The following is a 22802-nucleotide window of genomic DNA, read 5'->3' as shown; positions in this document are numbered from 1 at the left end:
GTAGCCGGCATGAACATGCAGCCGCTGATGGGGCAGACGCCCGATGCGCTTCATCTCGATGAGCTGAAGCCCTGGAATTCGGCGCGGCAGATGCTGGTCTGCCTCTCCGTGGCCGATGAAGCGCCGGATGTGAAGACCTTCACCTTCGCCGTCGAGGGTGGCGGCTGGTTCCGCTATGCGCCGGGCCAGTTCATCACGGTTGAACTGAGAGCAAAGGGCGGCGACCTGCATCGCACCTACACGATCTCCTCCACACCCTCACGGCCCTATGCGATCTCGATCACGGTGAAGGCGCAACCGGGGAGCATCGGCACGCGCTGGATGTTCGACAACATCAAGCCCGGCAGCCGCATGCGCGCCTACGGCCCCTCCGGCCATTTCACGCTGACGCGGCCGCTCCAGCAGAAATATCTCTTCGTCTCCGCCGGCTCCGGCGTCACGCCCATGATGTCCATGCTGCGCTGGCTCGCCGATTGCGCACCGATGACGGATGTCACCTTCCTCAATGCCTCGCGCCGTCCGGAAGACATCATCTTCCGCGCCGAGCTGGAATTGCTGGCAACGCGCATGCCGAACCTCAGGCTCGGCTTCATTCCGGAAATGTCCTCGCCCGCCCAGCCCTGGGCCGGGCTGACAGGCCGCATCGACCGTACCAAGCTGCAATTGCTCGCGCCCGATTTCCTCGCCCGCGAAACCTTCTGCTGCGGACCCGACCCGTTCATGAAAGCCCTGAGCGGCCTCCTGCGGTCGGAGGGCTTCGACATGGGCCACTACCATCAGGAAAGCTTCGGGCTTGCTCCGAACCTTGCCAACACACCTGCGCAGCCAGCCTCCAAGACCCCTCCCCAACCCTCCCCACAAGGGGGAGGGAGAGTGACCGCCGTGCCTCCTTCCGTCTCCCCCCTTGTGGGGGAGATGGCCGGCAGGCCAGAGGGGGTCTTTTCGGGCACCATCACCATCGATTTCCTCTCCACCGGCGAGTTTGTCACCTGTGAATCGGGCGACACGGTCCTCAAGGCGGCCCGCTCCGCCCATGTCCGCATTCCGGCGGCTTGCGAAAGCGGTCTCTGCGGCACCTGCAAGGTCAAGAAGCGCTCGGGCGATGTCGAGATGCACCACAATGGCGGCATCACGACCCGCGAGATCGACGAGGGCTATATCCTTGCCTGCTGCTCGCGCCCGCTGACCGCGCTCGAAATCGAGGCCTGAGGCGCCATGGGCGAGGGGACCTCATCACAGGGTGAAACGCCGGAAGCGTTGTTCCTCGCCTGGCTCTTCGCCCAGCCGCAAGGCGCTGACATCGCGGCAGCCGCAAGGGTTCAGATCGGCCGTCTGGACCGGATCGACATAGGGGCCGAGACAAGGGCGAAGCTGATCGGTTTGTTGAGCCAGGCGACGGTGACGCCTCAGCGGGCGAGCCGCAGGGGAAAACGGCTGCGGCATTAGGGTGCGGCGCTCCATTCCTTCGTCATCCCGGACTTGATCCGGGATCCAGTGCGCGATGTCCATCGCGCGGAAGACACTTTGCAGATGGTCCCTTCAGCCCGCAGACGCGGGCTGGCTGGATGCCGGATCAAGTCCGGCATGACGGAGCAAAACTGGAACGTCAGCCGCCTTCAACTCGGCTCACAGCCCCATTTCCACCAACTCGACCGCCTCCGCTGCCGATTGCGGCGCGAGCTTGAACCCATGGCCTGAGCAGGCCGAAAGCAGTGTCGCCTTCCGTCCTGCAGACCGAATGACGAAATGCTCGTCTTCGGTCACGGTGTAATAGCAGGCCTTGCGCTCCAGCACCGTGTAGCGGTCGAAATCCGTGAAGGCGAGGTGGCCGGCGGCGATCAGGTCGGCGACCTCCTCTTCGGCCGCCAGACGGGACGCATCCGGATATCCGGTGCGCGAGAAGCGATGGTCGCCGATCTTCAGCCGCGTGCCGGGGCGGGGCGGGAGCACATAGGTGCCGGTTTCCGCATCGAGATCGAGATAGATCGGCGCGCTTGACCAGAGGCTCGCCAGTTCCGGCGGCGGGGCGAGGAAGAGCACGGTCTGGCGCGAGGGAACGAGTTCGCCCGTCGTGCCGGGCAGCAGGCGGTTCACCCAGGCGCCGGCCGCGATGATGACATGATCGCCCGCATGAACCGTGCCGCCTGCCGTGACGCGGCCCGTCTCGAGGTCGATATCCTCGACCTTCGTGTGCGGATGGACGCGCACGCCTCTTGCTGCGAGATGCACGACGAGATCGGTGACGATGCGGCTCGGAAACAGCATGCCGGAGCCGGAAAGCTCGACCGCGCGCGTGACGCCATCGCTGCGGATCAGCGGATGCTCCGCGCCGAACTGCGCCGGATCGAGTTCCCGCCACGCCACCCCCATGCCGTTCATGTCTTCGAGCGAAGGACCGATCCAGCCGGTGTCCTCACGCTCGAAGGCGATGATCGGCATCTCTTCCACATGCCGCGCACCGATATCGGCAAAGAGTTGATCCCACAGCGAAAAGGCCTGCGGCATGCGCTGCGCATAGGCCCGCATCGGGCCATAGGCGTGGCGGGTGATGCGGTGTTCGTCAAACGAGCTTGAGACGGGATTGGGGATCGGTCCCTGGTCGAACAGGCTGACGCGATAGCCCCTGCGCGTGAGCGTCCAGGCGGTCGCCAGCCCATTGATGCCGCCACCCACGATCAGGATATGTGCCGTCATCGCCTCATGTCTCCGCTTTCGACGCATAGAAGGTTCATTTTGTGTCGCGCGTAAAGAATGGATTCAGCTTTTGCCGGTAAAACTTTGTTAGCAATTCCGTCATGCCAGCGTTTCCGATGCTGCAGGGCGGGTCGGATGTCCTGTTTGTATAGAGTGACGATGTTCATGCGTTTGCCCGCCGGTCTCCTGTATCTCGGCCTCCTGGCAACTCTTGCCGGCTGCCAGTCCCAATCGCCCAGCGACGTGCTCTCCGTGAGCACATCGTCGGAAAAGACGGGCGCCATCGCCATGCCCTCGGCGAACATTCCCTCCGCTGCGGCCAGGAAGACCGCGCGCGCGCCGATCGCGCCGCCGGCAGCCGTTCCGGGGGGCGCGCCGGCGCTCGCCATGGCCACACCGCCGCAGTCACCCGTTCCCTTCGAGAATGTCCAGCCGCAGCTGATACCGGCCGTTGCCGAGCCGATGGCACGGCCGACGGCGGAAAAGGCCAATTTCATCGTTCCGACGAGCCCGACCGGTGCAGGCTCGATGCATCCGCGCAGCCGCATGCCGATCTACAGCCAGCGCTTCCGCGATGCCAAGCCGATCAATTTCGGCCGCCATTCGCCCCGCGCCTATGCGGTGCACGGCGTCGACGTCTCGCGCTGGCAGGGCAATATCGACTGGCGCAAGCTGCGCGAACAGGGCGCCAACTTCGCCTTCATCAAGGCAACCGATGGCGGCGACCATACCGATCCGATGTTCAAGACCAACTGGAATGGTGCGAAGGCCGCCGGCCTGAAGCGTGGCGCCTACCACTTCTTCTACTGGTGCCGCACGGCTGGCGAACAGGCCGACTGGTTCATCCGCAACGTGCCGCGCGACCCTGAAGCGCTGCCGCCGGTGATCGACGTCGAGTGGAACCACGATTCCGCCTGCCGCCAGAAGCTCAGCCCCAAGCTTGTCCGCGAGAAGATGAAGGTCTTCATGGAGAAGCTGGAAAGCCACTACGGCAAGCGCCCGATCATCTACACCGCGCCCGACTTCTACGAAGACAATCTGGATGGCGCATTCGCGAACTATCCCTTCTGGCTGCGCGCCGTCGCCGAGCACCCCTCGAAGGTCTATCCCAACCGCCGCTGGGTCTTCTGGCAATATTCCGGCTCCGGCCTCTCCCACGGCGTCAGCGGCCGCATCGACCTGAACACCTTCTACGGCAGCGCCGAAGACTGGCACCGCTGGGTGGCGTCGAATTGACCGAAGCCTTCAGACCTTCGTCCGTCCGGACCCTGTCTACGGACTGCGAGAGCTGAGGAGCGCCCGCCAACCTGGCGAATGAACCCGGTCAGGCCCTGCTTCATGGATCGAAGGTGGGCTATTCGAAATCGAAGTCATCATCGATTTCAATCCCGGGCGGACGTTCACGTCCATGGCGAATGGCGAAAATCAGAACTTCGCCGCGCGAAATCTCGTAGTCGACGAGATAAGATCCCATGACAAATCGCAGGACACCGGGAACGGGCATCTCGTCGTTGGACTTTCCCAGTTCGGGAAACCGGCTCAATCCCCGCCTGAGTCGCTTCAAATCATCCAGAAATTCTTGAGCGGCTTTTTTGCTGTTCGAACCAAGATAAGCGGCTTCCCGCTTCACATAGTCCCGTGCTTTGGGCGACAGCGTGACCTTCAAGCCGCCGCTCCGTTGACGATCGCATCGACTTCTTCAAGCACATCATCAAGATCGTGCCCATGACCGCTTTCAATCTCGCGTCTCGCCTCGGCGACCTCGATGATCTCGCGCCCCTCCGCAGCAAGGTAGGATTTCAGGGCGCGCACGAAAACCCAGCTTCGGCTGCGATTGCAGATTTCAGCGATCTGTTCGATCTCCGCGAGAACATCCAGCGGCAGGCGCATGGTGATCGGGTTGGACAATTCGCGTTCAGACATCGCTTTCGTCTCCATTTGTAATACAGAAGATAGCCGAACCGCGATTGAACGTCAAACTCCGCTCCGCTTGTGCCTGAACTGCCGGGCTCGGATGAAGAGCCCTCAATGCTCCCCATGGCTCTTCTGGATCCGCCTGACCGTCCACCACACGCCCGCGACCGCCAGCGGCACAAACAACCCGGTGGCAATGACCGGGTCGATCGGCAGCGTGTCATGCGGCAGCGCCTTGATGAAATAGCCAAAGAGGCCGACCACGTAATAGGAGATGGCGGCAACCGACAGGCCTTCGACGGTCTGTTGCAGGCGCAGCTGCATTTCGGCGCGCTTGTTCATTGTGTTGAGCAGGTCGGAATTCTGCCTTTCCAGCTCCACATCGATCCAGCTTCGGATGAGGCTTGTGGCACGCGCCAGCTTCCGCGACAGGTTCGCCTGCCGCTCCTCGATCGACTGGCAGGTGCGCATGGCAGGCGCGAGACGCTTTTCCAGAAACGAGCCCAGCATCTCGAAGCCGGCCACGGAGGTTTCGCCGAGCGCCCGGATGCGCTCCTGCACGATGCCGTAATAGGCCCGGCTTGCCCCGAAACGATAGAGGCTGAGCGCGGCATTGGCCTCCAGTTCGGCGGCAAGCCGCGTCACCTCCGCCAGCATCCGGTCGGCCTTGGAGCGCGCCTCGGTGCGCATGTCATGCGTCAGCCCGGTCAGCCCGTCCTCGATCCGGCGGATTTCCGGCGACAGCGTCTGCGCCAGCGGCAGGCCCAGCATGGCCAGCGTCCGGTAGGTCTCGATATCGAGAACGCGCTGGACGAGCGCGCCTGTGCCGGCCTGCGTCATGCCCTTGTCGATGACGAGGAACTGCGTCAGCCCGTCGCCGTTCTGGCGAAAATCGGTGAAGATCTCGGCCTGTCCATCCTTGACGATGGAATGGCAAAGGCTCTGCGGCTCGAACTGCGCAATCGCCGCCCGGCTCGCCGCGTCGTCCTGACGGATTTCCAGCCGGATGCCCGAAATCAGCGAGCCCGGCGGCGAAAAGCTGCTGCCGAACGGGTGTACAGATACATCGCCGCCAAACATTTCCGGCGGCGGCGCATCCCAGAACCAGGTGGAAAATTCCGTATGCCGCTCCCAGCGCAGCGTCCCGGCGCCCCAGGCAATCGCATGATGCCGCGCCTCGCGCGACGGCAGCGCCGCGCCCCGCTCACGACAGATCCCGGCCATCACCGCATGATCGACGCCAGACCCGCCATCCGACATGAAGGCGAGCTGAAGGATCACGCGCGGCGACGTCACCAGCGCGTAAGGCCGCGAATGGATCTCCCCCAACGCGCTCGCCCGCTCCGGCGAAACCGGAAAATTGAATGCCTGCTCTCCCATGCACGTCCCCCGAAGCTTGGGTCTTCATGCGAATGTTTTAGAGAGGCAGGGGGGAGGGCGCAACTGTGGTGAAGGGTCGCGTTCTGAAGGGTTGGTTCCCGTGATTGTCCTCTCCCTCAGAGGGAGAGGAGGGGGCTCACCCCAACACCCCCGTCACCCGCACATCCCCAACCTTGATCCCGTTCCAGTTCCGCATCTCGCTATTGGCCATCGCCATCAGCGTGCCATGCAGCTCCGGCTCGTCCTTGAAGAAGCGCGCGAGTGTTGCGGCGACCATGCTTTCCGCCGCCCGTGTCGCGCCGTCATCGCATTTCATCGCCATGGCGATGCCCTGTTCGGGGATGGCGGCGACGAAGACGCCTTCGGCGCCGGTCTTGGCGAAGATGCGGCCGGGGGCGGCCTGCATCAGGGCGGTGCAGGCGCGTTTCGTACCGGCGACATACCAGGGCTCGGCCATGCAGGCCTGCATCAGGCGCCTGGCGGATTTCGCGCGGATCGGCTCAAGCCCGGTGCCCGTCGCCATCTTGGCAAAACCATGCGCCAGACCCTTGAGCGGGCTCGCATAGGTCGGGATTGAGCAGCCGTCGACGCCGCAATTGTCGTGGCCGAGGATCGAGCCCGTGAGGTTTTCCATGATGCCGCGAATTTCCGCCTGCAGCGGGTGATCATAGCCGACATAGCCGCGCGTCTCGGTGCCGGTGTGGCAGCAGGCGCAGATGAAGCCGGCATGCTTGCCGGAGCAATTGTTGTAAAGCTGGCCGGGCTTGGGACCATGCGAGGCCTGTTCGATCAGGATCGGCTGCTGGAACGACCAGTGCGACCCGCATTCCAGCACCTCTTCATCGCGCCCGGTGGCGGCGATCATCTGGCGGGCCAGCTCCGCATGGCCGTCTTCGCCCGAATGCGACGAACAGGCGAGCGCCAGCTCCTTGTCCCCGAAGCCATAGGCCTCCGCAGCGCCGCTTTCCATCAGCGGCAGCGCCTGCATGGCCTTGCAGGAAGAGCGCGGAAACACCGCCGCATCGACATCCCCGGCCTCAAAGACGATCTTGCCATCGCCATCGACCACGACGACCATGCCGCGATGCCGGCTCTCCACCACATCACCGCGCGTGACTTCCACCAGAACCGGATTGGCCATGACATGCCCCTTGATCGTGTTTCCTTCTCGTCACGCCTTATGGGAGGAAACCGGGGGCGAAGGCAAGGGTGTCGTTTCGCGGCTTGATCCCACCCCGCGAAGCATTTAGCGCTGGTGGCTTCTGGAGCGACCTCCCATGCTGTCCACCATCCGTTTTGTCGCGCGCCATCCGGTGCTGCGCGTCTATGCCCTTCTGCTGTTCGTCTCGGCCTGCGCCGGCGGGGCGATGCATCCCTATATGGCGCTGGTCGCCATCGACACGTTGCACATGAGCGGGCAGGGCTTTGCGCTGACGATGTTCGTCTCGACGCTGACAAGCCTCGTCTTCGGCGTCACGATCGGCATCGTCTCGGATTTCGCCGGCAACCGGAAGCGGCTGATGGCGATCCTCATGGTGCTCGGTGTGGCGGGCGCGGCAGTCATCTGGCTTGTGCCGTCGGCCTGGATGTTTGCCCTGTCGCTCATCCTCGTGCTCCCCTTCGCCAATATCGCGCCGCTGGTCTTTGCCGGCACGCGCATGGAGGTGGCGGAGATGCAGCCGGACGAGGCGGCCTCGGTCAATTCGATCATCCGCACGACGATGTCGGCGGCGTGGGTGGTCATCCCCGTCGCCGTTGCCTTCGTGCTGCAATCGGGTGGCTTCGGCGTCATGAATGTCTGGCTGGTCACGGCGCTGCTCTTTGCCGTCTGCCTTGGGCTCGTCCTTCTCTTCCTGCCGGACACAGCAAGGGCCGGCGCGACGCAGGGCGGGCTTGCCGTCTATTTCTCCGCGCTGAAGGAGCTTGCCCATCCCGGCATCTTCCTGCGGCTGCTCGCCGTGTCGCTGATCGTCGCGGGCGAATGGCTGAACGGCTACCTGCAGACGCTGGTCATCAAGACCACGCTCGGCGGATCGCTGTCGGATGCCGGCTTCATGGCCAGCGGCGTGGCGCTGATGGAAATCCCCTTCATGCTGGCCTGGGCTTCGGGTCTGCGCCGGCTCGGCGCGGTCAACACCATTCTGGCGGGTGCCGCCCTCTACGGCGCCTATCTCGTCCTGATGGGCTCCGCGACTGCGGTCTGGCAGGTCCATGCGCTGATCCCGCTGGCGGGGGCGGGGGCGGCAGCCCTTCTTTCGGTGCCGCTTTCCTATTTCCAGGACCTGTTTCCCGGCCGTCCCGGCCTCGGCACGTCGCTTTCGCCCATCGAAGGCTTCATCGGCACGGGCGCCTCGGCCGCCATCTTCGCCGTCGGCACCCATGTCACGACCTATCAGGGCACGGCCATGATCGGTGCCGGCGTCATGCTGGCGGCGGCGGTCATGCTGGTGGCGGTGGAACGCTTCGTGCCGCGCGAATAGCCGTGCCCGGCTCTTGAACCGAATCTGCGGAAGAGATAGCCGGGACACTCGGGAGTTGTCTCATGTTGTCCACCATTCGCTTCGTCGCGCACCATCCGGTGCTGCGCGTCTACGGCCTGTTGATGTTCGTTGCGTCCTGCGCCAGCGCCGCTTCGCAGCCCTATCGTTCGTTGATGGCGATCGAGACGCTTCACATGAGCGAGCAGATGTTCGCGTTGATGATGCTGCTGGCGACGCTGACGAATGTCGTCTTCGGGGTGACGATCGGGATCGTGTCCGATTTCGCCGGCGACCGCCGCCGACTGATGTCGATCCTTGTGATTGTCGGACTTCTCGGCTCATCCCTGTTGTGGATGGTGCAGACGGCCTGGATGATGGCTTTCGTCGTCATCCTGCTCATCCCGCTGGCCAATCTGACCCCGCTTATCTATGCCGGGACGCGCAAGGAGACGGCGGCCATGCCGGCGGGCGATGCCGGCGCGGTGAACTCCGTGGTGCGCACGACCATGTCGGCCTCCTGGGTCGCCATCCCGGTGGGCGTCGCCGCCGTTCTCGAGTTCGGCGGCCTCGGCGTCATGAATGTCTGGGGCGTCATGGCGCTGCTCTATGTCGTGTGCCTGGGCCTGATCCAGCTGTTCCTGCCGTCGACAAGACGCGACACGAATGCGACCGGCGGCCTTGGCAGTTTCTTCTCGGCGCTGCGGGAACTGGGGCATCTCCCGGTTCTCCTCCGCCTCGTTGCCATCTCGCTGCTCACCTCGGTCAACTGGCTCAACGGCTACATCCAGCCGCTGGTCATCAAGACGACACTCGGCGGCTCGCTCGCCGACACCGGTTTCATGGCCAGCGGGATCGCCTTGATGGAAATACCCTTCATGCTGGGCTGGGCGGCAGGCATGAGGCGGCTGGGTCCGGTGAAGACATTGGCCGCCGGCAGTCTGCTCTATGCGGTCTTTCTGCTGGGCGTGGCGAGAGCAGGGAGCGTCTGGCAGGTTCATGCCCTGATCCCGGTCGCGGGCGCAGGGGCTGCCGCCATCCTCTCGGTCCCGATCTCCTATTTCCAGGACATGTTTCCGGGCCGGCCCGGGCTTGGTACCTCGCTCTATCCGATCCAGACCTTCCTCGGCACGGGCGCAGCGGCAGGCATTTTTGCGGTCTCGACGCATTTCACCAGCTATCAGGGCACGGCCGTTGTCGGCGCCTGCGTCACGCTTGCCGCATCTGTCCTGCTGCTTGCGGTGGAGCGGCTGGTGCCAATGGAGGCCCGGGCCTGAATGCATTCGGCATTTACGGGAACTTTACCGCTCTTATCCTGTGTATAACCAATGGCCCGAATATTCATTAATTCTAAGTTAACCCTGCAGGGGCAATATCCGGCGTCACACAGGGCGGGTGAATTTCATGACGCAGCGGCAGTCAACGGAAAGATCGGCGGTTGAGGCGCTGGCCGGTGGCCTGATGGGCCTGCAATCGGTCCAGTCGGTTGAGCTCGCGCGCCTGATGACGCTGGGCTTCGATGCCTGCGCCATTCCCGTTGCGCTGTTTGCTCCCGACGACACGATTGCCTTTGCCAACGACGCCTACCGGGCGCTGATGAATGTGACGGCCGACGCGCGCACATTCGGCGATGTCGTCCGCCACGCCTACCGGACGGGGCGGGGGCCGGTGCTGTCGATGGAGCCCGAAGCCTGGCTTGCCATGGCGTCCTCCCGCCGCCGCGTGCGCGAGGTGCGGTCCTTCGAAGTCGATTTCCTTGACGGGTCCTGGTACATGGTCACCGAAAGCTGCCTTGAGGGCGGCTGGATCTGGGATTTCTACACCGACATTACCTCGCTGAAATCCAAGGAGCACACGCTGCTGGTGGCGCGAGATTCGGCGCTGCGCGATGCCGATACCGATCTCCTCACCGGCCTCCACAACCGGCGTTATGGCGTTTCCGAACTCGACCATCAGATCGGCGTCGCGGCGCGCAGGGGCACCAATCTCGCGGTCGTTCTCATCGACCTCGATCATTTCAAGTCGATCAACGACACGCTGGGCCACTCGGCCGGCGACGACGTGCTCACCCATTTCGCTGCGGAAGTCACGCAATTGGTCCGCCGTGGCGACACGTTCGCACGCTATGGCGGCGAGGAATTCCTGCTGATCATGCCCGGCGCCGGCGAGCGCGAGGCCCTGGCCGCCATGGAGAGGGCGCGCCAGACGATCGAGGCATCTGCCATGCAGGTGCTCGGCCATAGCTACACCTTTTCGTCCGGTGTCGCCCGGATGACGGCGCGCGACGACGTGAAGACCCTGCTTCGCCGCGCCGACATGGCGCTCTATGCCGCCAAGCGCGCCGGGCGCAACTGTTCGCAGGTCGCCGAGCTGCCGTCTCCGTAACGGCCCTCGCGACCGTCAGAGCGTCAGCACGATCTTGCCGATATGCCCGCTCTCTTCCATCATCCGGTGCGCCTCCGCCACCTGTTCCAGCGGCAGAACCGCATGGATGACCGGCGCAACCTCGCCGGCATCGAGCTTCGGCCAGACCTTTTCCAGCAGCGAATCCCGGATCGCCCGCTTTTCGTCGCCCGTGCGCGGACGCAGCGTCGAGCCCATCACGCGCAGCCGCTTCATCATGATGGCGCCGAGATTGGCCTTTTCGGCCACCGCGCCACCGAGAAGCGCGATGATCGAAAGCCGCCCGTCCTTGCCGAGCGCACCGATATTCTTGTCGAAATAGGCCCCGCCGATCATGTCGAGAATGACATCGACCGAGCCGGCCTCCGCCTTGATGACGGCAAGGAAGTCTTCCGTCTTGTAGTTGATCGCGCGCTTTGCCCCGAGCTGCACGCAGGCAAGGCACTTCTCGCCGGAGCCGGCGGTCGTGTAGACCTCCGCGCCAAAGGCCTTGGCGAGCTGGATCGCCGTCGTGCCGATGCCGCTCGTGCCGCCATGGACGAGGAATTTCTCGCCCGCCTTCAGGCCCGCCATGTCGAAGACATTGGCCCAGACGGTGAAGAAGGTTTCCGGCACCGCTGCCGCGCGCACCGCGTCATAGCCCTTCGGCCAGGGGAGCGCCTGGCCCGCCGGAATGACGCAATATTCGGCATAGCCGCCGCCATTGGCGAGCCCCGCCACCTTGTCGCCGATGGCAAGTCCCGTCACGCCGTCGCCCAGCGCCACGATCTCGCCGGCCACTTCCAGCCCGAGGATCGGGCTGGCACCTGGCGGCGGCGGATAGGTGCCCTGCCGCTGCGCCACATCCGGCCGGTTGACGCCGGCGGCGGCCACCTTCACCAGAACCTCGCCCGCCTTCGGCTGCGGCAGAGGTCCCTCGACAATCACCATCGCCTCCGGTCCGCCGGGGGCGGGCAGGTCGACATGGCGCATGGTGAGGGGCAGGGGTGTTGTCGGCGCGGTCATGGGTGTTCTCCATTATGCTTGTTTGCCCTGATCCTGTTTCAGACGGCGGGCGAAGGCAACCGGAATGATCTCATTCGGCCCTCACTTCAAGATGTGTTCGCGGATTTGTCCAATCCATCGCCTGCCTGTTTTGAGGCGAGAAAGACGGCGCTCATGTGCCAGCCAATTTTTGCCGCAAATTGCGCTCACGCATAATGGGGTCAGCATTTTTGGGGGAAGTCACATGAAGCGTCTGATGATCATGGCAATGATTGCCGTGGGAGCGGGAACACTCTCGGGTTGCGTCGAATATCCCAGTGAAACCGTCGTGGTCCGCCACAGCGGATATTACTATTCCGACCGTGGATACTATCGCGACCGGCCCTATTATCGGCCGAGACCATACTATTATCGCGACAGCGGCTATTACGCGCCGCGATATTATGGCGGGTATCACAGGCATCATCACCACTATTGGTGACACCGGCCTGCCGACGCGCCCGGCGAAACCGGTCCGTCAAATGCGGAGCGTTTCCGGTTGAAACGCTCCGCCTTTTGACCCGCGCCTAAATGGTTTCGAACAGCAGCCCGTCGCGGTTGGATTTCACCCGCTTCTTCAAGCCCGCGATATGGGCCGACAGAACGGCCGGATCGCCGAAGACGCGGCCGGCCGGCACTTCGATGATGGCGACCGAGCAGCTGAGAAAATCGAAGGCGCGGCGGATGCCGGCGCGGTCGACGCCCTCGATATGGCCGCGCTCGCGATCCTCCTGCGCATAGAGCCTCAGCGCATCGTTCTCGAAATCCTCGAGCAGCCGCTCGAATATCATCTCCAGCTCGTCGTTCGACCAGCCGGTCATGCCGGCAAAGAAATCGTCGCCGCCGACATGGCCGAGGAAGATGGAGGGCGAGAAGAAATAGCGCTTCATCAGCCGGGCAAACAGCGAGATCGCCTCGTCGCCGCGCTGGAAGCCGTAGTGATCGTTGAACGGCTTGAAATTGTCGAAGTCGCAATAGCAGAAATGCCGCGTCGTCCCGCCGTCCGCCATCGTCTCTTCCAGATAGGAATGGATCGCCTGGTTGCCCGGAAGCCCGGTCAGCGGGTTCTGGTCCTGTGCCTGCCGCACCAGCTTGGCATTGATGATCTTGACGAGAGCCGCCGCCGAGATGACGCCGGCATAGCGCATGTTCTCGGTGAGGATCACGCATTTGGCGTCTTCTGTCCCCGAGAACACCGCCATCAGCCGGCCGGAATCCGCGCCGATATCGACCACCGGGGCGGGATCGATGAAGCGGGCGATCGTGCCGCCATAGAAGCGGTTCTGAAGCAAGTCGCGGCCGAACGGCTGGTAGATATAGCTCTTCAGCCGGGCTTCCTGGACGATGCCGCGCGGCTCGCCATGGGCGTTGATGACCGGAATGAATGGGAGGTCGGAATGCTGGCGGAAGATCTCGAACAGGGTCTCGATCGCCGCATCCTCGCGGATCGTTGGCACGGCCTCGACCTGCTGGCGCACCAGCACCTCGTCGACCGAACGCCGCACGCGCCGGTTCTGTCCCAGATCGCGCAGATGCGGGAAGCCATCGCGAAACTCCGCCGGGTCCAGCGAGGGATATGCGACGAACCAGCCCTGCACGAGGTCGACGCCGAGATCGCGGCAGACCAGGAATTCGCCCTCCGTCTCCACGCCTTCCGCAATGACGCGCACGCCCAGAACATGCGCCATGTCGACGACCGTCTTGGTCAGATGCCGCTTGCGCGCCACGGTGTCGATCTTGGACACGAGATGCCGGTCGATCTTCAGATAGTCGAGATCGTAGTCGCTCAGCAGCTTCATTTCGGCATGCCCCGTGCCGAAATCGTCGATCGCAAGCTTGAAGCCCATGCGCCGCATCTGCCCGATCAGTCCGGAAAAGTCCGGCATGCTGGAATTGTCCGAGCGCTCGGAAAGCTCGATGCAGACGGAGGAGGGCGAGATCGCATTCTTCTGCAGATAGGCGAGCAGCAGCGGCAGCAGCCGCTGGCCGGCGGCCAGCATGCGGTGGTCGAGATTGAGGAACAGCGTGCGCTTCTCGAACTCGGCCAGTGACGTGAACTTGGCAAAGGAGCGCGATGTGGTGAACAGCTCCAGTTCCGTCAGCTCGCCCGACATTGCGAAGGCATCGAGAAGCGAGGGCGGCGTGTCGAAGCCCAGCTTGTCATGCCCGCGCATCAGCGACTCGTAGCCATGGATCTTGCCCGAAACGGTCTCGACGATCGGCTGGAAGGCCGTGTCGATCGCGGCCTTGGCCAGCGGCATCAGCGCCATCCGGCTATAGGCAGCCGCATCATGGCCTCTCAGTGGAAGAAGTGCGGGCATGGGGGTACTCCAACAGTGCGCCAGCGGGGGTATCTTAGAATTTGATCACGAACTTCAATGCCAAATGGTCAACAATTCCTTCACCGGATGTGAAACTTCTGTGACAGAGCCCCTCATCAACATCTTTGAAATCGTTGAGCTTTTTCACGGTTAACGAGCGGCAAACGAAGCCCTGCGGGATTTCGCGCAACCAGCGAAATTTTTATTGATTGACGGATCAATCAAAATTAAACTGACATCAATCAAGGGGAACAGCATGCCGAAAATCGGAATGGAGCCGGTGCGCCGCAAGGCGCTGGTCGACGCCGCGCTGAAGGCGATCGGCGATCACGGCTCGCTCGACGTCACCATGCAGGAGATCGCCAAAAGCGCCGGCGTGTCCGCAGCGCTCGCCTTCCACTATTTCGGCTCCAAGGAACAATTGCTGCTCGCCACCATGCGCAGCCTGTTGCGACAATTGAAGGAAGAGGCGATTGCCGCCATGCGCCGGGCGGAAACGCCGCGCGGCAAGGTGAGCGCGCTGATCGCCGTCTCCTTCGGCGTCGAACAGTTCGCCGCCGCCACGGTCGCCGCCTGGCTTGCCTTCTATGTCGAGGCGCAGCGCTCGCAGGAAACGAAGCGTCTCCTCATGATCTATGCCCGACGGCTCCATTCCAACCTTGTGGCGGCCCTGTCGCCGCTCTGTGGCAGGGATGAAGCCCACCACATCGCCGAAGGCGCCGCCGCCCTGATCGACGGCCTCTACATCCGCCGCGCGCTCGATGCCGCCCGCCTCGATGTCAGCGGCGCGGTGGCGCTGGTCGAAGATTACGTGACACTGAAATTGAACGCAGCAACCCGCTGAAGCGACTCGAAAAAGAAAGAGAGCGAGCCATGCGCGCCCAACCGAAAGCCAGCCATTTCATCAACGGCGAATATGTCGAAGACACCGCCGGTAACGTCATCGAATGCGTCTATCCGGCCACCGGCGAGGTGATCGCGCGGCTCCGTTCGGCCACGCCCGCCATCGTCGAACAGGCGATTGCCTCGGCGAAAGCCGCGCAGAAGGATTGGGCGAAGATGAGCCCGACGGCGCGTGGCCGCATCCTCTATCGCGCCTCGCAGATCATCCGTGAGCGGAACCGCGAACTCTCCGAACTCGAAACGCTCGACACCGGCAAGCCGATCCAGGAAACCATTGTCGCCGACAGCACCTCCGGTGCGGACGCGATGGAATTCTTCGGCGGCGTGGCCCCGGCAGCGCTCAACGGCGAGCAGATCCCGCTGGGTGCCGACTGGGCCTACACGAAGCGTATCCCGCTCGGCATCGTGCTCGGCATCGGCGCATGGAACTATCCGCAGCAGATCGCCTGCTGGAAGGCAGCCCCTGCGCTCGTCGCCGGCAACGCCTTCATCTTCAAGCCTTCGGAAGTCACCCCGCTCGGCGCGCTGAAGATCGCTGAAATCCTGACCGAGGCGGGCCTGCCCAAGGGCCTCTTCAACGTCGTGCAGGGCGACCGCGATGCCGGCCCGCTGCTCGTCAACCATCCCGACATCGCCAAGGTCTCGCTCACCGGCTCCGTGCCGACGGGCCGCAAGGTGGCGGGTGCCGCTGCCGGCCAACTCAAGCATGTGACGATGGAACTTGGCGGCAAGTCGCCGATGATCGTCTTTGACGACGCCGATGTCGAAAGCGCCATTTCCGGCGCCATGCTCGGCAATTTCTATTCCGCCGGCCAGGTCTGCTCCAACGGCACCCGCGTCTTCGTGCAGAAGGGCATCAAGGACCAGTTCCTGTCGCGCCTGAAGACCCGCACGGAAGCGATCCGCATGGGCGAACCGCTGGACGAAGCGACCCAGATGGGCCCGCTCGTCAACCGTTCGCAGCGCGAAAAGGTGCTGGGTTACATCGAGAAGGGCAAGGCCGAAGGGGCAACGCTTCTCACCGGCGGCGGCATCCCCAACGATGTCTCCTCCGAAGGCTGCTTCGTCCAGCCGACCGTCTTTGCCGACGTGACCGACGACATGACGATTGCGCGGGAAGAAATCTTCGGCCCGGTCATGTGCGTGCTCGATTTCGACCATGAGGACGAGGTGATCGCCCGCGCCAACGCCACCGAATTCGGCCTCGCCGGCGGCGTCTTCACCAGTGACATGGCTCGCGCGCATCGCGTGGTCGATGCGCTGGAGGCCGGCACGGTCTGGATCAACACCTACAACCTCTGCCCCGTCGAAATCCCCTTCGGCGGCGTCAAGCAATCCGGCTTCGGCCGCGAGAATTCGCTCGCCGCGCTCAACCACTACACCGAGCTGAAGACGGTCTATGTCGCCATGGGCAAATGCGAGGCGCCGTATTGATGATGACAGGACGATCCCTCTCACTGGCCGTCATCCCGGACTTGATCCGGGATCCAGCCGCGCGACGTCCGTCGCGCGAGAGGACTCTTTCGTCGTCAGGTCATTCAGCCCGCAGACGCGGGCTGGCTGGATGCCGGATCAAGTCCGGCATGACGGAGGAGTTTGCCGTGCTCGCCTCCCGTCGTCTCCCCCCTTGTGGGGGAGATGGCCGGCAGGCCAGAGGGGGACTTTGCCGCTCAAACCACCAGATCGTCCAGATCGACCTTCAACGCAGTGGCGATGCGCTTCAGCACATCCACCGAGCCCGTCTTCTTGCCGTTCTCGATATCGGAGAGATGCGGCTGCGAAATGCCGGCGGCGGTCGCCAGTTCGGTCATGGTCAAGCCGCGATACTTGCGATAGGTGCGGATGCGGCTGTCGGTTTCGCAAAGCTCTTCGACAAGCTCCATCGGCCAGGTTTCCTCGCCAGCCTCGACACGCGCCAGAATAGCCTGAGCCTTCAAGCCATCGATCAGGTCTTCAAAGTCATCCTCGCTGAGCATGACGTAGTTCTTGCCGTCGAGGGTAATTCTCTGAATGTCGATTTCCATGGTGCGACATTAGCAGAAGGTCGCGTCAACGGCAACTTTTGCGTGCTTCCGAGGTGTCCCAAACGCCGTCATCCTCGGGCTTGTCCCGAGGATCTACGCACGTCACCGCAGTTGCAACGGAGCAGATGCTCGGGACAGGCCCGAGCATGACGACAAGTTTCCACACTCCCCATCCAAAGGTCTCTCCTCATGACCATGCAAGCTGATTACGTCATCGTCGGCTCCGGCTCCGCCGGCTCGGCGCTCGCCTCCCGCCTCTCCGAAGACGGCAAGCATACCGTCCTCGTCCTCGAATACGGAGGCTCCGACGTCGGCCCGTTCATCCAGATGCCGGCGGCACTGGCCTGGCCGATGAGCATGAAGCGCTACAATTGGGGCTATCTCTCCGAGCCCGAGCCGAACCTCAACAATCGCCGCATCACCGCGCCGCGCGGCAAGGTCATCGGCGGCTCGTCCTCGATCAACGGCATGGTCTATGTGCGTGGCTCGGCGGAAGACTTCGACACCTGGGACGAGCTCGGCGCGACCGGCTGGTCCTATGCCGATGTGCTGCCCTATTTCAAGCGGCAGGAAAACTCGAAGGGCGGGCAGGCCGGCTGGCGCGGCACCGATGGGCCACTGCATGTCCAGCGCGGGCCGGCGAAGAACCCGCTGGTGCGCGCCTTCGTGGAGGCGGGCCGGCAGGCCGGGTTCGAGACGACGGAAGACTATAACGGCGAGAAGCAGGAAGGCTTCGGCCTGATGGAGCAGACGATCCATAACGGCCATCGCTGGTCGGCGGCGTCTGCCTATCTGAAGCCGGCGCTGAAGCGGCCGAATGTCGATCTGGTGCGCTGCTTTGCCCGTCGCGTCGTCTTCGAAGGCAAGCGCGCCATCGGCGTGGAAGTGGATCGCGGTGGCAAGATCGAGGTGATCCGCGCCAACCGGGAGGTCATCGTCTCGGCCTCGTCGTTCAATTCGCCCAAGCTGCTGATGCTCTCCGGCATCGGCCCGGCAGCCCATCTGAAGGAGATGGGCATCGAGGTCGTGGCCGATCGCCCCGGCGTCGGCGCCAACCTGATGGACCATATGGAATTCTATTTCCAGCAGATCGCCACTAAGCCGGTCTCGCTCTATTCCTGGCTGCCATGGTTCTGGCAGGGCGTTGCCGGCGCGCAATGGCTCTTCACCAAGCAGGGTCTCGGCACCTCCAACCAGTTCGAATCCTGCGCCTTCGTCCGTTCCGCACCGGGCGTCAAACAGCCGGACATCCAGTTCCATTTCCTCCCCGTCGCCATTTCCTATGACGGGCGGGCGGCGGCGAAGAGCCATGGCTTCCAGGTCCATGTCGGCTACAATCATTCCAAGTCGCGCGGCGCCGTCACGCTCCGCTCGCCCGACCCGATGGCCGATCCGGTCATCAAGTTCAACTACATGAGCCACGAGGAAGACTGGGTGAAGTTCCGCCATTGCGTGCGCCTCACCCGCGAAATCTTCGGCCAGAAGGCCTTCGACCCCTATCGCGGCCCGGAAATCCAGCCGGGCGAGGACGTCCAGACGGATGAACAGATCGATGCCTTCCTGAAGGAACATCTCGAAAGCGCCTATCACCCCTGCGGCACCTGCAAGATGGGCTCCAAGGACGACCCCATGGCCGTCGTCGATCCCGACACCAAGGTCATCGGCGTCGAAGGCCTCCGCGTCGCCGACAGCTCCATCTTCCCGCGCCTCACCTACGGCAACCTCAACGGCCCCTCCATCATGACCGGCGAAAAAGCCGCCGATCATATCCTGGGCAAGCCCAGACTGGCACGCTCGAACCAGGCGCCGTGGATCAATCCGCGCTGGGAGGTGAGTGATCGGTGAGGGGGCTCTTGTCTGCGCAAGGTATAATCCAACTCCGTCATGCCGGCCTCGAGCCGGCATCCAGCCAGCCCGCGTCTGCGGGCTGAGAAGACTAATAGATAGAAGAGCCCGCTGGCGCGGCAATTGCCGTTGAAATTTCAGGCAAATTACCTGAACCCATTGTCAGCGCTTATGTCCCCCGCCGCGTCTCCGATGGCAGCACCCCGAATGCCTCGCGGAACTGCCCCGCCAGCCGGCCGAGATGCCAGATGCCGTAGCGGGCGGCGATGTCGCCGATGCTGTCGCTGTTCGATTTCAGTGCGCGGCGCACTGCGTCCAGCCGGAGGGCGGCGATATAGGCGTGGGGGCTCATGCCCACGGCCTCGTGGAAGGCATATTCGAGCGTGCGGCGGCTGACATTGAGCCGGCTTTGCAGCCGCGGCACCGAGACGGTGTCGAGGCTGTCGTGGATCGTCGCGCGCGCTTCCCGGAAAAGTGCTGCGCGGCGGTCGGGCGAGGGGAGGCGGTGCGCCAGTCCCGCACCCGCAAATCCGCTCATCGCCACCATGATCGCCGCGATCTCGGCGCTGAAGCCGTCAGGGTCGAGCGCCTCCGGCCCCATGCCGGCGGCCAGAAGCGCGCAATGCAGAAGCGCGTTGACCGTCTGGACGAGGCGGCCGGTCGCGGCTGGATTGTCGATGAGCCGCGTTTCGCCGCGCGCCGGCGGCAGCATGCCACTTGCCTCGCCCGCCTGCCGCAGGGCCTCGCCGCCGAATGTCACGACGCAGACATGCGTCCCGGGCGTACTCTGGAAATCGATCTCCGCGCCCGGTCCGAGAAGCATGGCTGTGCCGGGCGCAAATGCCCTTGCGCCGAACCGCGCCGATGGCTGGTCGCCACACAGAAACACAAGGCTCGTCTGGTCGGCCGGCACGCTGCTGAACTGCTCGATCACCTGATTGACCGTCTCGACATAGACACCCGCGCCTCCCCGGCCTTCCACGGTGGTGAAGCTGCCGGCAAAGGCACCCCGGCTCAGCTGGCGATAGATCTGGTCATAGCCGCTCAGCTGCGCCGCCTGCCGGTCGATATCGGCGAAGCGATCGCGATGGATGGTCAGGCCGGAGCGTTCGGGTTCCGTGGGCATCGCCGCCTCTTGCGTAAAACGGATAACGGGCGTGGGGCGGGACGATTATGATGGCCCGAAAGCCGGCATTCAAGCCGTCTTCGCAAATTCGTCACAAACGAGCAAAAAGGGGAATGACATGAGAAAATGGATTGTTGCGGCAGGCTGCGCGCTTGCCGTTCTCGCCGCATCGGTCGCTCAGGCTGCCGATCGCTGGACCGAGCTGCCGGAACCGCCGGCCATGCCCGCCGCCGTCAAGTCCGGCACGGCACCAGTCAACGGCATCCAGATGTATTATGCCGTCTATGGCACCGCCCCCGGCACACCGATCCTGATGATCCATGGCGGTCTCGGCTATGGCGATATCTGGGCCAATCAGGTGGCGGATCTTGCCAAAGACCATACGGTCATCGTTGCAGACAGCCGCGGCCATGGCCGCTCCACGCGCAATGCCGAGCCCTATGGCTATGATCTGATGTCGTCGGACTATCTGGCGCTGCTCGACTATCTGAAGGTCCAGAAGGTCGATCTCGTCGGCTGGAGCGATGGCGGCATTATCGGCCTCGACATCGCCATCCATCATCCCGAACGGCTCGAAAAGCTCTTCGCCCAGGCCGCCAACACCAAGGTCGAGGGCGTCAAGTCCGACGTGATGGAGAACAAGACGTTTGCCGCCTATATCGACCGCAGCGGCGAGGTCTACAAGAAGATCTCCCCGACGCCGACCGAATATGACGCCTTCGTCAAGCAGATCAGCGACATGTGGGCAACCCAGCCGAACTGGCCGGACAGCGACCTGAAGTCGATCAAGGTCCCGACGGCAATTGTCTTGGGCGATCATGACGAGGCGGTCGACCGTGGGCACACGGACTATATTGCCAGCATGGTTCCGGGCGCCAAGCTCATCATCCTCAAGGATGTCAGCCACTTCGCCATGCTGCAGGATCCGGCAGGCTATACGAAGGCCGTCCGCGACTTTTTCGGTTCGAAGTAGGAAAACGTGGGTGCGGCGGCAGATTGTCTGCCGCCGTATCACCCGGCCTTATGACCGCCGGAAGACCCCGCGCAGGCCGCCGCCGATCAGCAGCGTGACGTCGAGCATGGCGGAGACAGGCAGGCCGAGGCCGCCGGCAATCAGGTAGCGCGGCTGCCATTCGGGGTCGAACTTCGACTTGAAGGTCTTCACGCCCTTGAAATTGTAGAAGCGCTCGCCCTTTTCGAAGACCTGGTTGCCGATGCGGTTCCAGAGCGGTGCGCTGGCATGGTCGGAAAGGCCGGAAAGCGGTGCCATGCCGAGGTTCAGGCGGAAATAGCCGGCCTGTTTCAGGTGTTCCATGATCCGCACGAAGAGCAGGTCCATCGCGCCGCGGTGAACGCCCGGCAGAGAGCGCATCAGGTCGATGAAGGCATGACCGCTCTCGGTCGTCAGGATATTCGCGAAGGCGACGATGTGGCCATCGACCCGGATCACCGCGACGGGCGTCGAGGCGACATAGTCGTTGCGGAACGTGCCGAGGGAGAAACCCTTTTCGCTGGCGTTCTGGGTGGAAAGCCACAGGTCGGAAACGCGGGCAAGTTCGCCCATCACGGCCGGGACAGCCTCCGGCACCAGCATTTCGAAGGAAAGCCCGTCGCGCTCCGCCCGGTTGATCGAGCGGCGCAGCTTCAGCCAGTCGCCGCCGGCGAGCGAAAATGCGGTGAGGTCGAGCACCGCTTCTTCGCCGATCTTGTAGGGCTTCATGCCTGTTTCCACTGCCACCGGCAGGAAATCGGAGGAGACCTGGTAGAAGACGGGGCGAAGCATCAGGCGCTCGGCTTCGGCGCGGAACTTCAGAACCAGCGACGGCCAGAGGTGGCGCGGACCGACAGGGTCGAAGAGGGCCACCATCGAGCGGCCGCGGCAGCCAAACATGATGAAGGCCTGGCCGCAATCGGAGAAGAGAAGCTTCTTGTCGCCGAGGCGGACAAGACCGGCAGCCGCATTGTCGTGGCGGATCGCGATGTCGCTTGCCCGGCGGAGTTCGTCGCGGGCGGGGGCCGGGCCGCGCTGGCGCCAGGCGCGCATGGCGCGGCGTCCGGCCAGCACGCTGATCGTTGCGGCAAGCGCCACGCCGCCGCCGACCGGCTGGTAGAAGACGTGCTTCATCGCCTGCCGCATCAGCGGTCCGACGATCGCGCCGTCGAAGGCGGTGCTGACGCCGGCATAGAAGGCGAGCGCCGAGACGGCTGCCGGCGCAGCCCATCGTGACGTGCGATGTTTCTGCCGAATAGCCACCACCGCCGTCTCCGCGGCATGGCCAATCTCGGTTGCCGTGTTCGTTGCAGACAAGGCCGTTATGTCGAGCATGTTTGTTCCTGAGGTCTCAACCGGACGCCGTTCGCGGCGCTTATCATGGCTTTGGCTATATAAACATGACAGCTGAATGGAGTTTTAAAGTCTATCCCAAGAAAATTCATCAAATTCGCAGGAATGTGCGCATTGTTTTAGCTCTTTCGAGGAAATGAAATGCTACGGCTCGCTTAGCAGTTCATGGGGCATCTGCCTTAAAGTGCACAATGCTTGGGCATTGCTTTATAGGATGCACAAACTGGCCCGCAGTCGGGTCCGGAACCCGAGCCACCCTGAAGATGACGCCGCCGCGCTGCATAAGACCTTGAAATTGTCAAAACAAGGGCGTCTAACCCCAGGCACACGACAATTCCGTCCCCAGAG

The 22802-nt window shown here is 63.5% G+C and carries 21 protein-coding genes; 10 read left to right on the top strand and 11 right to left on the bottom strand.

Going from position 1 to position 22802, the window contains the following annotated elements; translation table 11 throughout:
* Positions 1 to 15 precede the first annotated feature (15 nt).
* Positions 16 to 1209, top strand: coding sequence for a hybrid-cluster NAD(P)-dependent oxidoreductase (locus LQK84_RS21895; RefSeq protein WP_230830944.1), 1194 nt, complete (start codon positions 16 to 18; stop codon positions 1207 to 1209).
* Between the two features lie 24 nt (positions 1210 to 1233).
* Here the strand turns inward: LQK84_RS21895 and LQK84_RS21890 are convergent, their stop codons facing one another.
* Both LQK84_RS21890 and LQK84_RS21885 read right to left on the bottom strand, forming a co-directional pair.
* Positions 1234 to 1509, bottom strand: a complete 276-nt coding sequence (locus tag LQK84_RS21890) for a hypothetical protein (protein ID WP_230830910.1) — start codon at positions 1507 to 1509, stop codon at positions 1234 to 1236.
* Between the two features lie 117 nt (positions 1510 to 1626).
* Positions 1627 to 2694 (bottom strand): NAD(P)/FAD-dependent oxidoreductase, encoded by a 1068-nt coding sequence (locus tag LQK84_RS21885; protein WP_230830909.1) that lies wholly within the window; start codon positions 2692 to 2694, stop codon positions 1627 to 1629.
* 165 nt (positions 2695 to 2859) lie between these two features.
* On the opposite strand from LQK84_RS21885, the gene LQK84_RS21880 reads away from it, so the two are divergent.
* Positions 2860 to 3930, top strand: a complete 1071-nt coding sequence (locus tag LQK84_RS21880) for a glycoside hydrolase family 25 protein (RefSeq protein WP_230830943.1) — start codon at positions 2860 to 2862, stop codon at positions 3928 to 3930.
* Between the two features lie 118 nt (positions 3931 to 4048).
* On the opposite strand, the gene LQK84_RS21875 is transcribed toward LQK84_RS21880, so the two are convergent.
* The 4 genes from LQK84_RS21875 to LQK84_RS21860 all read right to left on the bottom strand — a co-directional run bounded on the left by LQK84_RS21875 (position 4049) and on the right by LQK84_RS21860 (position 7129).
* Complete coding sequence (locus LQK84_RS21875) at positions 4049 to 4360, bottom strand: type II toxin-antitoxin system RelE/ParE family toxin (RefSeq protein WP_230830908.1); 312 nt, start codon at positions 4358 to 4360, stop codon at positions 4049 to 4051.
* Positions 4357 to 4617, bottom strand: coding sequence for a CopG family ribbon-helix-helix protein (locus LQK84_RS21870; protein ID WP_230830907.1), 261 nt, complete (start codon positions 4615 to 4617; stop codon positions 4357 to 4359). The genes LQK84_RS21875 and LQK84_RS21870 overlap by 4 nt, the downstream gene beginning before the upstream one ends.
* 102 nt (positions 4618 to 4719) lie before the next feature.
* Complete coding sequence (locus LQK84_RS21865; RefSeq protein WP_230830906.1) at positions 4720 to 5988, bottom strand: DUF3422 family protein; 1269 nt, start codon at positions 5986 to 5988, stop codon at positions 4720 to 4722.
* 136 nt (positions 5989 to 6124) lie between these two features.
* Positions 6125 to 7129 (bottom strand): asparaginase, encoded by a 1005-nt coding sequence (locus tag LQK84_RS21860; protein WP_230830905.1) that lies wholly within the window; start codon positions 7127 to 7129, stop codon positions 6125 to 6127.
* Positions 7130 to 7265: 136 nt separating this feature from the next.
* On the opposite strand from LQK84_RS21860, the gene LQK84_RS21855 reads away from it, so the two are divergent.
* The 3 genes from LQK84_RS21855 (at position 7266) to LQK84_RS21845 (ending at position 10850) form a co-directional block, all read left to right on the top strand.
* On the top strand, positions 7266 to 8468 hold the full coding sequence (locus tag LQK84_RS21855; RefSeq protein WP_230830904.1) for an MFS transporter: 1203 nt from the start codon (positions 7266 to 7268) through the stop codon (positions 8466 to 8468).
* A 62-nt stretch (positions 8469 to 8530) separates the two neighbouring features.
* On the top strand, positions 8531 to 9742 hold the full coding sequence (locus LQK84_RS21850) for an MFS transporter (protein WP_230830903.1): 1212 nt from the start codon (positions 8531 to 8533) through the stop codon (positions 9740 to 9742).
* Positions 9743 to 9869: 127 nt separating this feature from the next.
* On the top strand, positions 9870 to 10850 hold the full coding sequence (locus tag LQK84_RS21845) for a sensor domain-containing diguanylate cyclase (protein ID WP_230830902.1): 981 nt from the start codon (positions 9870 to 9872) through the stop codon (positions 10848 to 10850).
* A gap of 15 nt (positions 10851 to 10865) precedes the next feature.
* Here LQK84_RS21845 and LQK84_RS21840 read toward each other — a convergent pair whose 3' ends face one another.
* On the bottom strand, positions 10866 to 11873 hold the full coding sequence (locus LQK84_RS21840) for an NAD(P)H-quinone oxidoreductase (RefSeq protein ID WP_230830901.1): 1008 nt from the start codon (positions 11871 to 11873) through the stop codon (positions 10866 to 10868).
* A gap of 223 nt (positions 11874 to 12096) precedes the next feature.
* On the opposite strand from LQK84_RS21840, the gene LQK84_RS21835 reads away from it, so the two are divergent.
* On the top strand, positions 12097 to 12333 hold the full coding sequence (locus LQK84_RS21835; RefSeq protein ID WP_230830900.1) for a hypothetical protein: 237 nt from the start codon (positions 12097 to 12099) through the stop codon (positions 12331 to 12333).
* Between the two features lie 85 nt (positions 12334 to 12418).
* Here LQK84_RS21835 and LQK84_RS21830 read toward each other — a convergent pair whose 3' ends face one another.
* Complete coding sequence (locus LQK84_RS21830) at positions 12419 to 14212, bottom strand: GGDEF domain-containing protein (RefSeq protein WP_230830899.1); 1794 nt, start codon at positions 14210 to 14212, stop codon at positions 12419 to 12421.
* A gap of 256 nt (positions 14213 to 14468) precedes the next feature.
* Between LQK84_RS21830 and betI the strand changes: the two genes are divergently transcribed.
* Entirely contained in the window at positions 14469 to 15056 is a 588-nt protein-coding gene (betI, locus tag LQK84_RS21825) for a transcriptional regulator BetI (RefSeq protein ID WP_230830898.1), read from the top strand.
* 29 nt (positions 15057 to 15085) lie between these two features.
* Entirely contained in the window at positions 15086 to 16549 is a 1464-nt protein-coding gene (betB, locus tag LQK84_RS21820; protein WP_230830897.1) for a betaine-aldehyde dehydrogenase, read from the top strand.
* A 236-nt stretch (positions 16550 to 16785) separates the two neighbouring features.
* Here the strand turns inward: betB and LQK84_RS21815 are convergent, their stop codons facing one another.
* Entirely contained in the window at positions 16786 to 17139 is a 354-nt protein-coding gene (locus LQK84_RS21815) for a helix-turn-helix domain-containing protein (RefSeq protein WP_230830896.1), read from the bottom strand.
* Positions 17140 to 17334: 195 nt separating this feature from the next.
* Here LQK84_RS21815 and betA point away from each other — a divergent pair, with 195 nt between their 5' ends.
* Complete coding sequence (gene betA / locus LQK84_RS21810) at positions 17335 to 18984, top strand: choline dehydrogenase (RefSeq protein WP_230830942.1); 1650 nt, start codon at positions 17335 to 17337, stop codon at positions 18982 to 18984.
* 169 nt (positions 18985 to 19153) lie between these two features.
* Here betA and LQK84_RS21805 read toward each other — a convergent pair whose 3' ends face one another.
* Positions 19154 to 20110: an AraC family transcriptional regulator gene (locus tag LQK84_RS21805; RefSeq protein ID WP_230830895.1), complete on the bottom strand. Its 957-nt coding sequence runs from the start codon at positions 20108 to 20110 to the stop codon at positions 19154 to 19156.
* A 118-nt stretch (positions 20111 to 20228) separates the two neighbouring features.
* On the opposite strand from LQK84_RS21805, the gene LQK84_RS21800 reads away from it, so the two are divergent.
* Positions 20229 to 21083 carry an alpha/beta fold hydrolase gene (locus LQK84_RS21800; protein WP_230830894.1) on the top strand — a complete coding sequence of 285 codons (855 nt, stop codon included), beginning with the start codon at positions 20229 to 20231 and terminating at the stop codon, positions 21081 to 21083.
* Between the two features lie 48 nt (positions 21084 to 21131).
* On the opposite strand, the gene LQK84_RS21795 is transcribed toward LQK84_RS21800, so the two are convergent.
* Positions 21132 to 22436: a phosphatidylglycerol lysyltransferase domain-containing protein gene (locus LQK84_RS21795; RefSeq protein WP_230830893.1), complete on the bottom strand. Its 1305-nt coding sequence runs from the start codon at positions 22434 to 22436 to the stop codon at positions 21132 to 21134.
* Between the last annotated feature and the right edge of the window lie 366 nt (positions 22437 to 22802).

Source organism: Rhizobium sp. C4, from assembly GCF_021026315.1.
GTDB lineage: Bacteria > Pseudomonadota > Alphaproteobacteria > Rhizobiales > Rhizobiaceae > Ensifer_A.
The sequence above is the reverse complement of the archived record's forward strand: the minus strand, read 5'-3'. Positions and strand labels throughout refer to the sequence as shown.

What these genes read in the sequence shown, in the direction of transcription:
- LQK84_RS21830 (WP_230830899.1), bottom strand. Translation starts at nt 14,212, where the DNA reads ATGCCCGCACTTCTTCCACTGAGAGGCCATGATGCGGCTGCCTATAGC.
- LQK84_RS21850 (WP_230830903.1), top strand. Translation starts at nt 8,531, where the DNA reads ATGTTGTCCACCATTCGCTTCGTCGCGCACCATCCGGTGCTGCGCGTC.
- LQK84_RS21855 (WP_230830904.1), top strand. Translation starts at nt 7,266, where the DNA reads ATGCTGTCCACCATCCGTTTTGTCGCGCGCCATCCGGTGCTGCGCGTC.
- LQK84_RS21880 (WP_230830943.1), top strand. Translation starts at nt 2,860, where the DNA reads ATGCGTTTGCCCGCCGGTCTCCTGTATCTCGGCCTCCTGGCAACTCTT.
- betB (WP_230830897.1), top strand. Translation starts at nt 15,086, where the DNA reads ATGCGCGCCCAACCGAAAGCCAGCCATTTCATCAACGGCGAATATGTC.
- LQK84_RS21815 (WP_230830896.1), bottom strand. Translation starts at nt 17,139, where the DNA reads ATGGAAATCGACATTCAGAGAATTACCCTCGACGGCAAGAACTACGTC.
- LQK84_RS21835 (WP_230830900.1), top strand. Translation starts at nt 12,097, where the DNA reads ATGAAGCGTCTGATGATCATGGCAATGATTGCCGTGGGAGCGGGAACA.
- LQK84_RS21840 (WP_230830901.1), bottom strand. Translation starts at nt 11,873, where the DNA reads ATGACCGCGCCGACAACACCCCTGCCCCTCACCATGCGCCATGTCGAC.
- LQK84_RS21870 (WP_230830907.1), bottom strand. Translation starts at nt 4,617, where the DNA reads ATGTCTGAACGCGAATTGTCCAACCCGATCACCATGCGCCTGCCGCTG.
- LQK84_RS21885 (WP_230830909.1), bottom strand. Translation starts at nt 2,694, where the DNA reads ATGACGGCACATATCCTGATCGTGGGTGGCGGCATCAATGGGCTGGCG.
- LQK84_RS21860 (WP_230830905.1), bottom strand. Translation starts at nt 7,129, where the DNA reads ATGGCCAATCCGGTTCTGGTGGAAGTCACGCGCGGTGATGTGGTGGAG.
- LQK84_RS21795 (WP_230830893.1), bottom strand. Translation starts at nt 22,436, where the DNA reads ATGCTCGACATAACGGCCTTGTCTGCAACGAACACGGCAACCGAGATT.
- LQK84_RS21845 (WP_230830902.1), top strand. Translation starts at nt 9,870, where the DNA reads ATGACGCAGCGGCAGTCAACGGAAAGATCGGCGGTTGAGGCGCTGGCC.
- betI (WP_230830898.1), top strand. Translation starts at nt 14,469, where the DNA reads ATGCCGAAAATCGGAATGGAGCCGGTGCGCCGCAAGGCGCTGGTCGAC.
- LQK84_RS21805 (WP_230830895.1), bottom strand. Translation starts at nt 20,110, where the DNA reads ATGCCCACGGAACCCGAACGCTCCGGCCTGACCATCCATCGCGATCGC.
- LQK84_RS21890 (WP_230830910.1), bottom strand. Translation starts at nt 1,509, where the DNA reads ATGGACATCGCGCACTGGATCCCGGATCAAGTCCGGGATGACGAAGGA.
- betA (WP_230830942.1), top strand. Translation starts at nt 17,335, where the DNA reads ATGCAAGCTGATTACGTCATCGTCGGCTCCGGCTCCGCCGGCTCGGCG.
- LQK84_RS21865 (WP_230830906.1), bottom strand. Translation starts at nt 5,988, where the DNA reads ATGGGAGAGCAGGCATTCAATTTTCCGGTTTCGCCGGAGCGGGCGAGC.
- LQK84_RS21895 (WP_230830944.1), top strand. Translation starts at nt 16, where the DNA reads ATGCAGCCGCTGATGGGGCAGACGCCCGATGCGCTTCATCTCGATGAG.
- LQK84_RS21800 (WP_230830894.1), top strand. Translation starts at nt 20,229, where the DNA reads ATGAGAAAATGGATTGTTGCGGCAGGCTGCGCGCTTGCCGTTCTCGCC.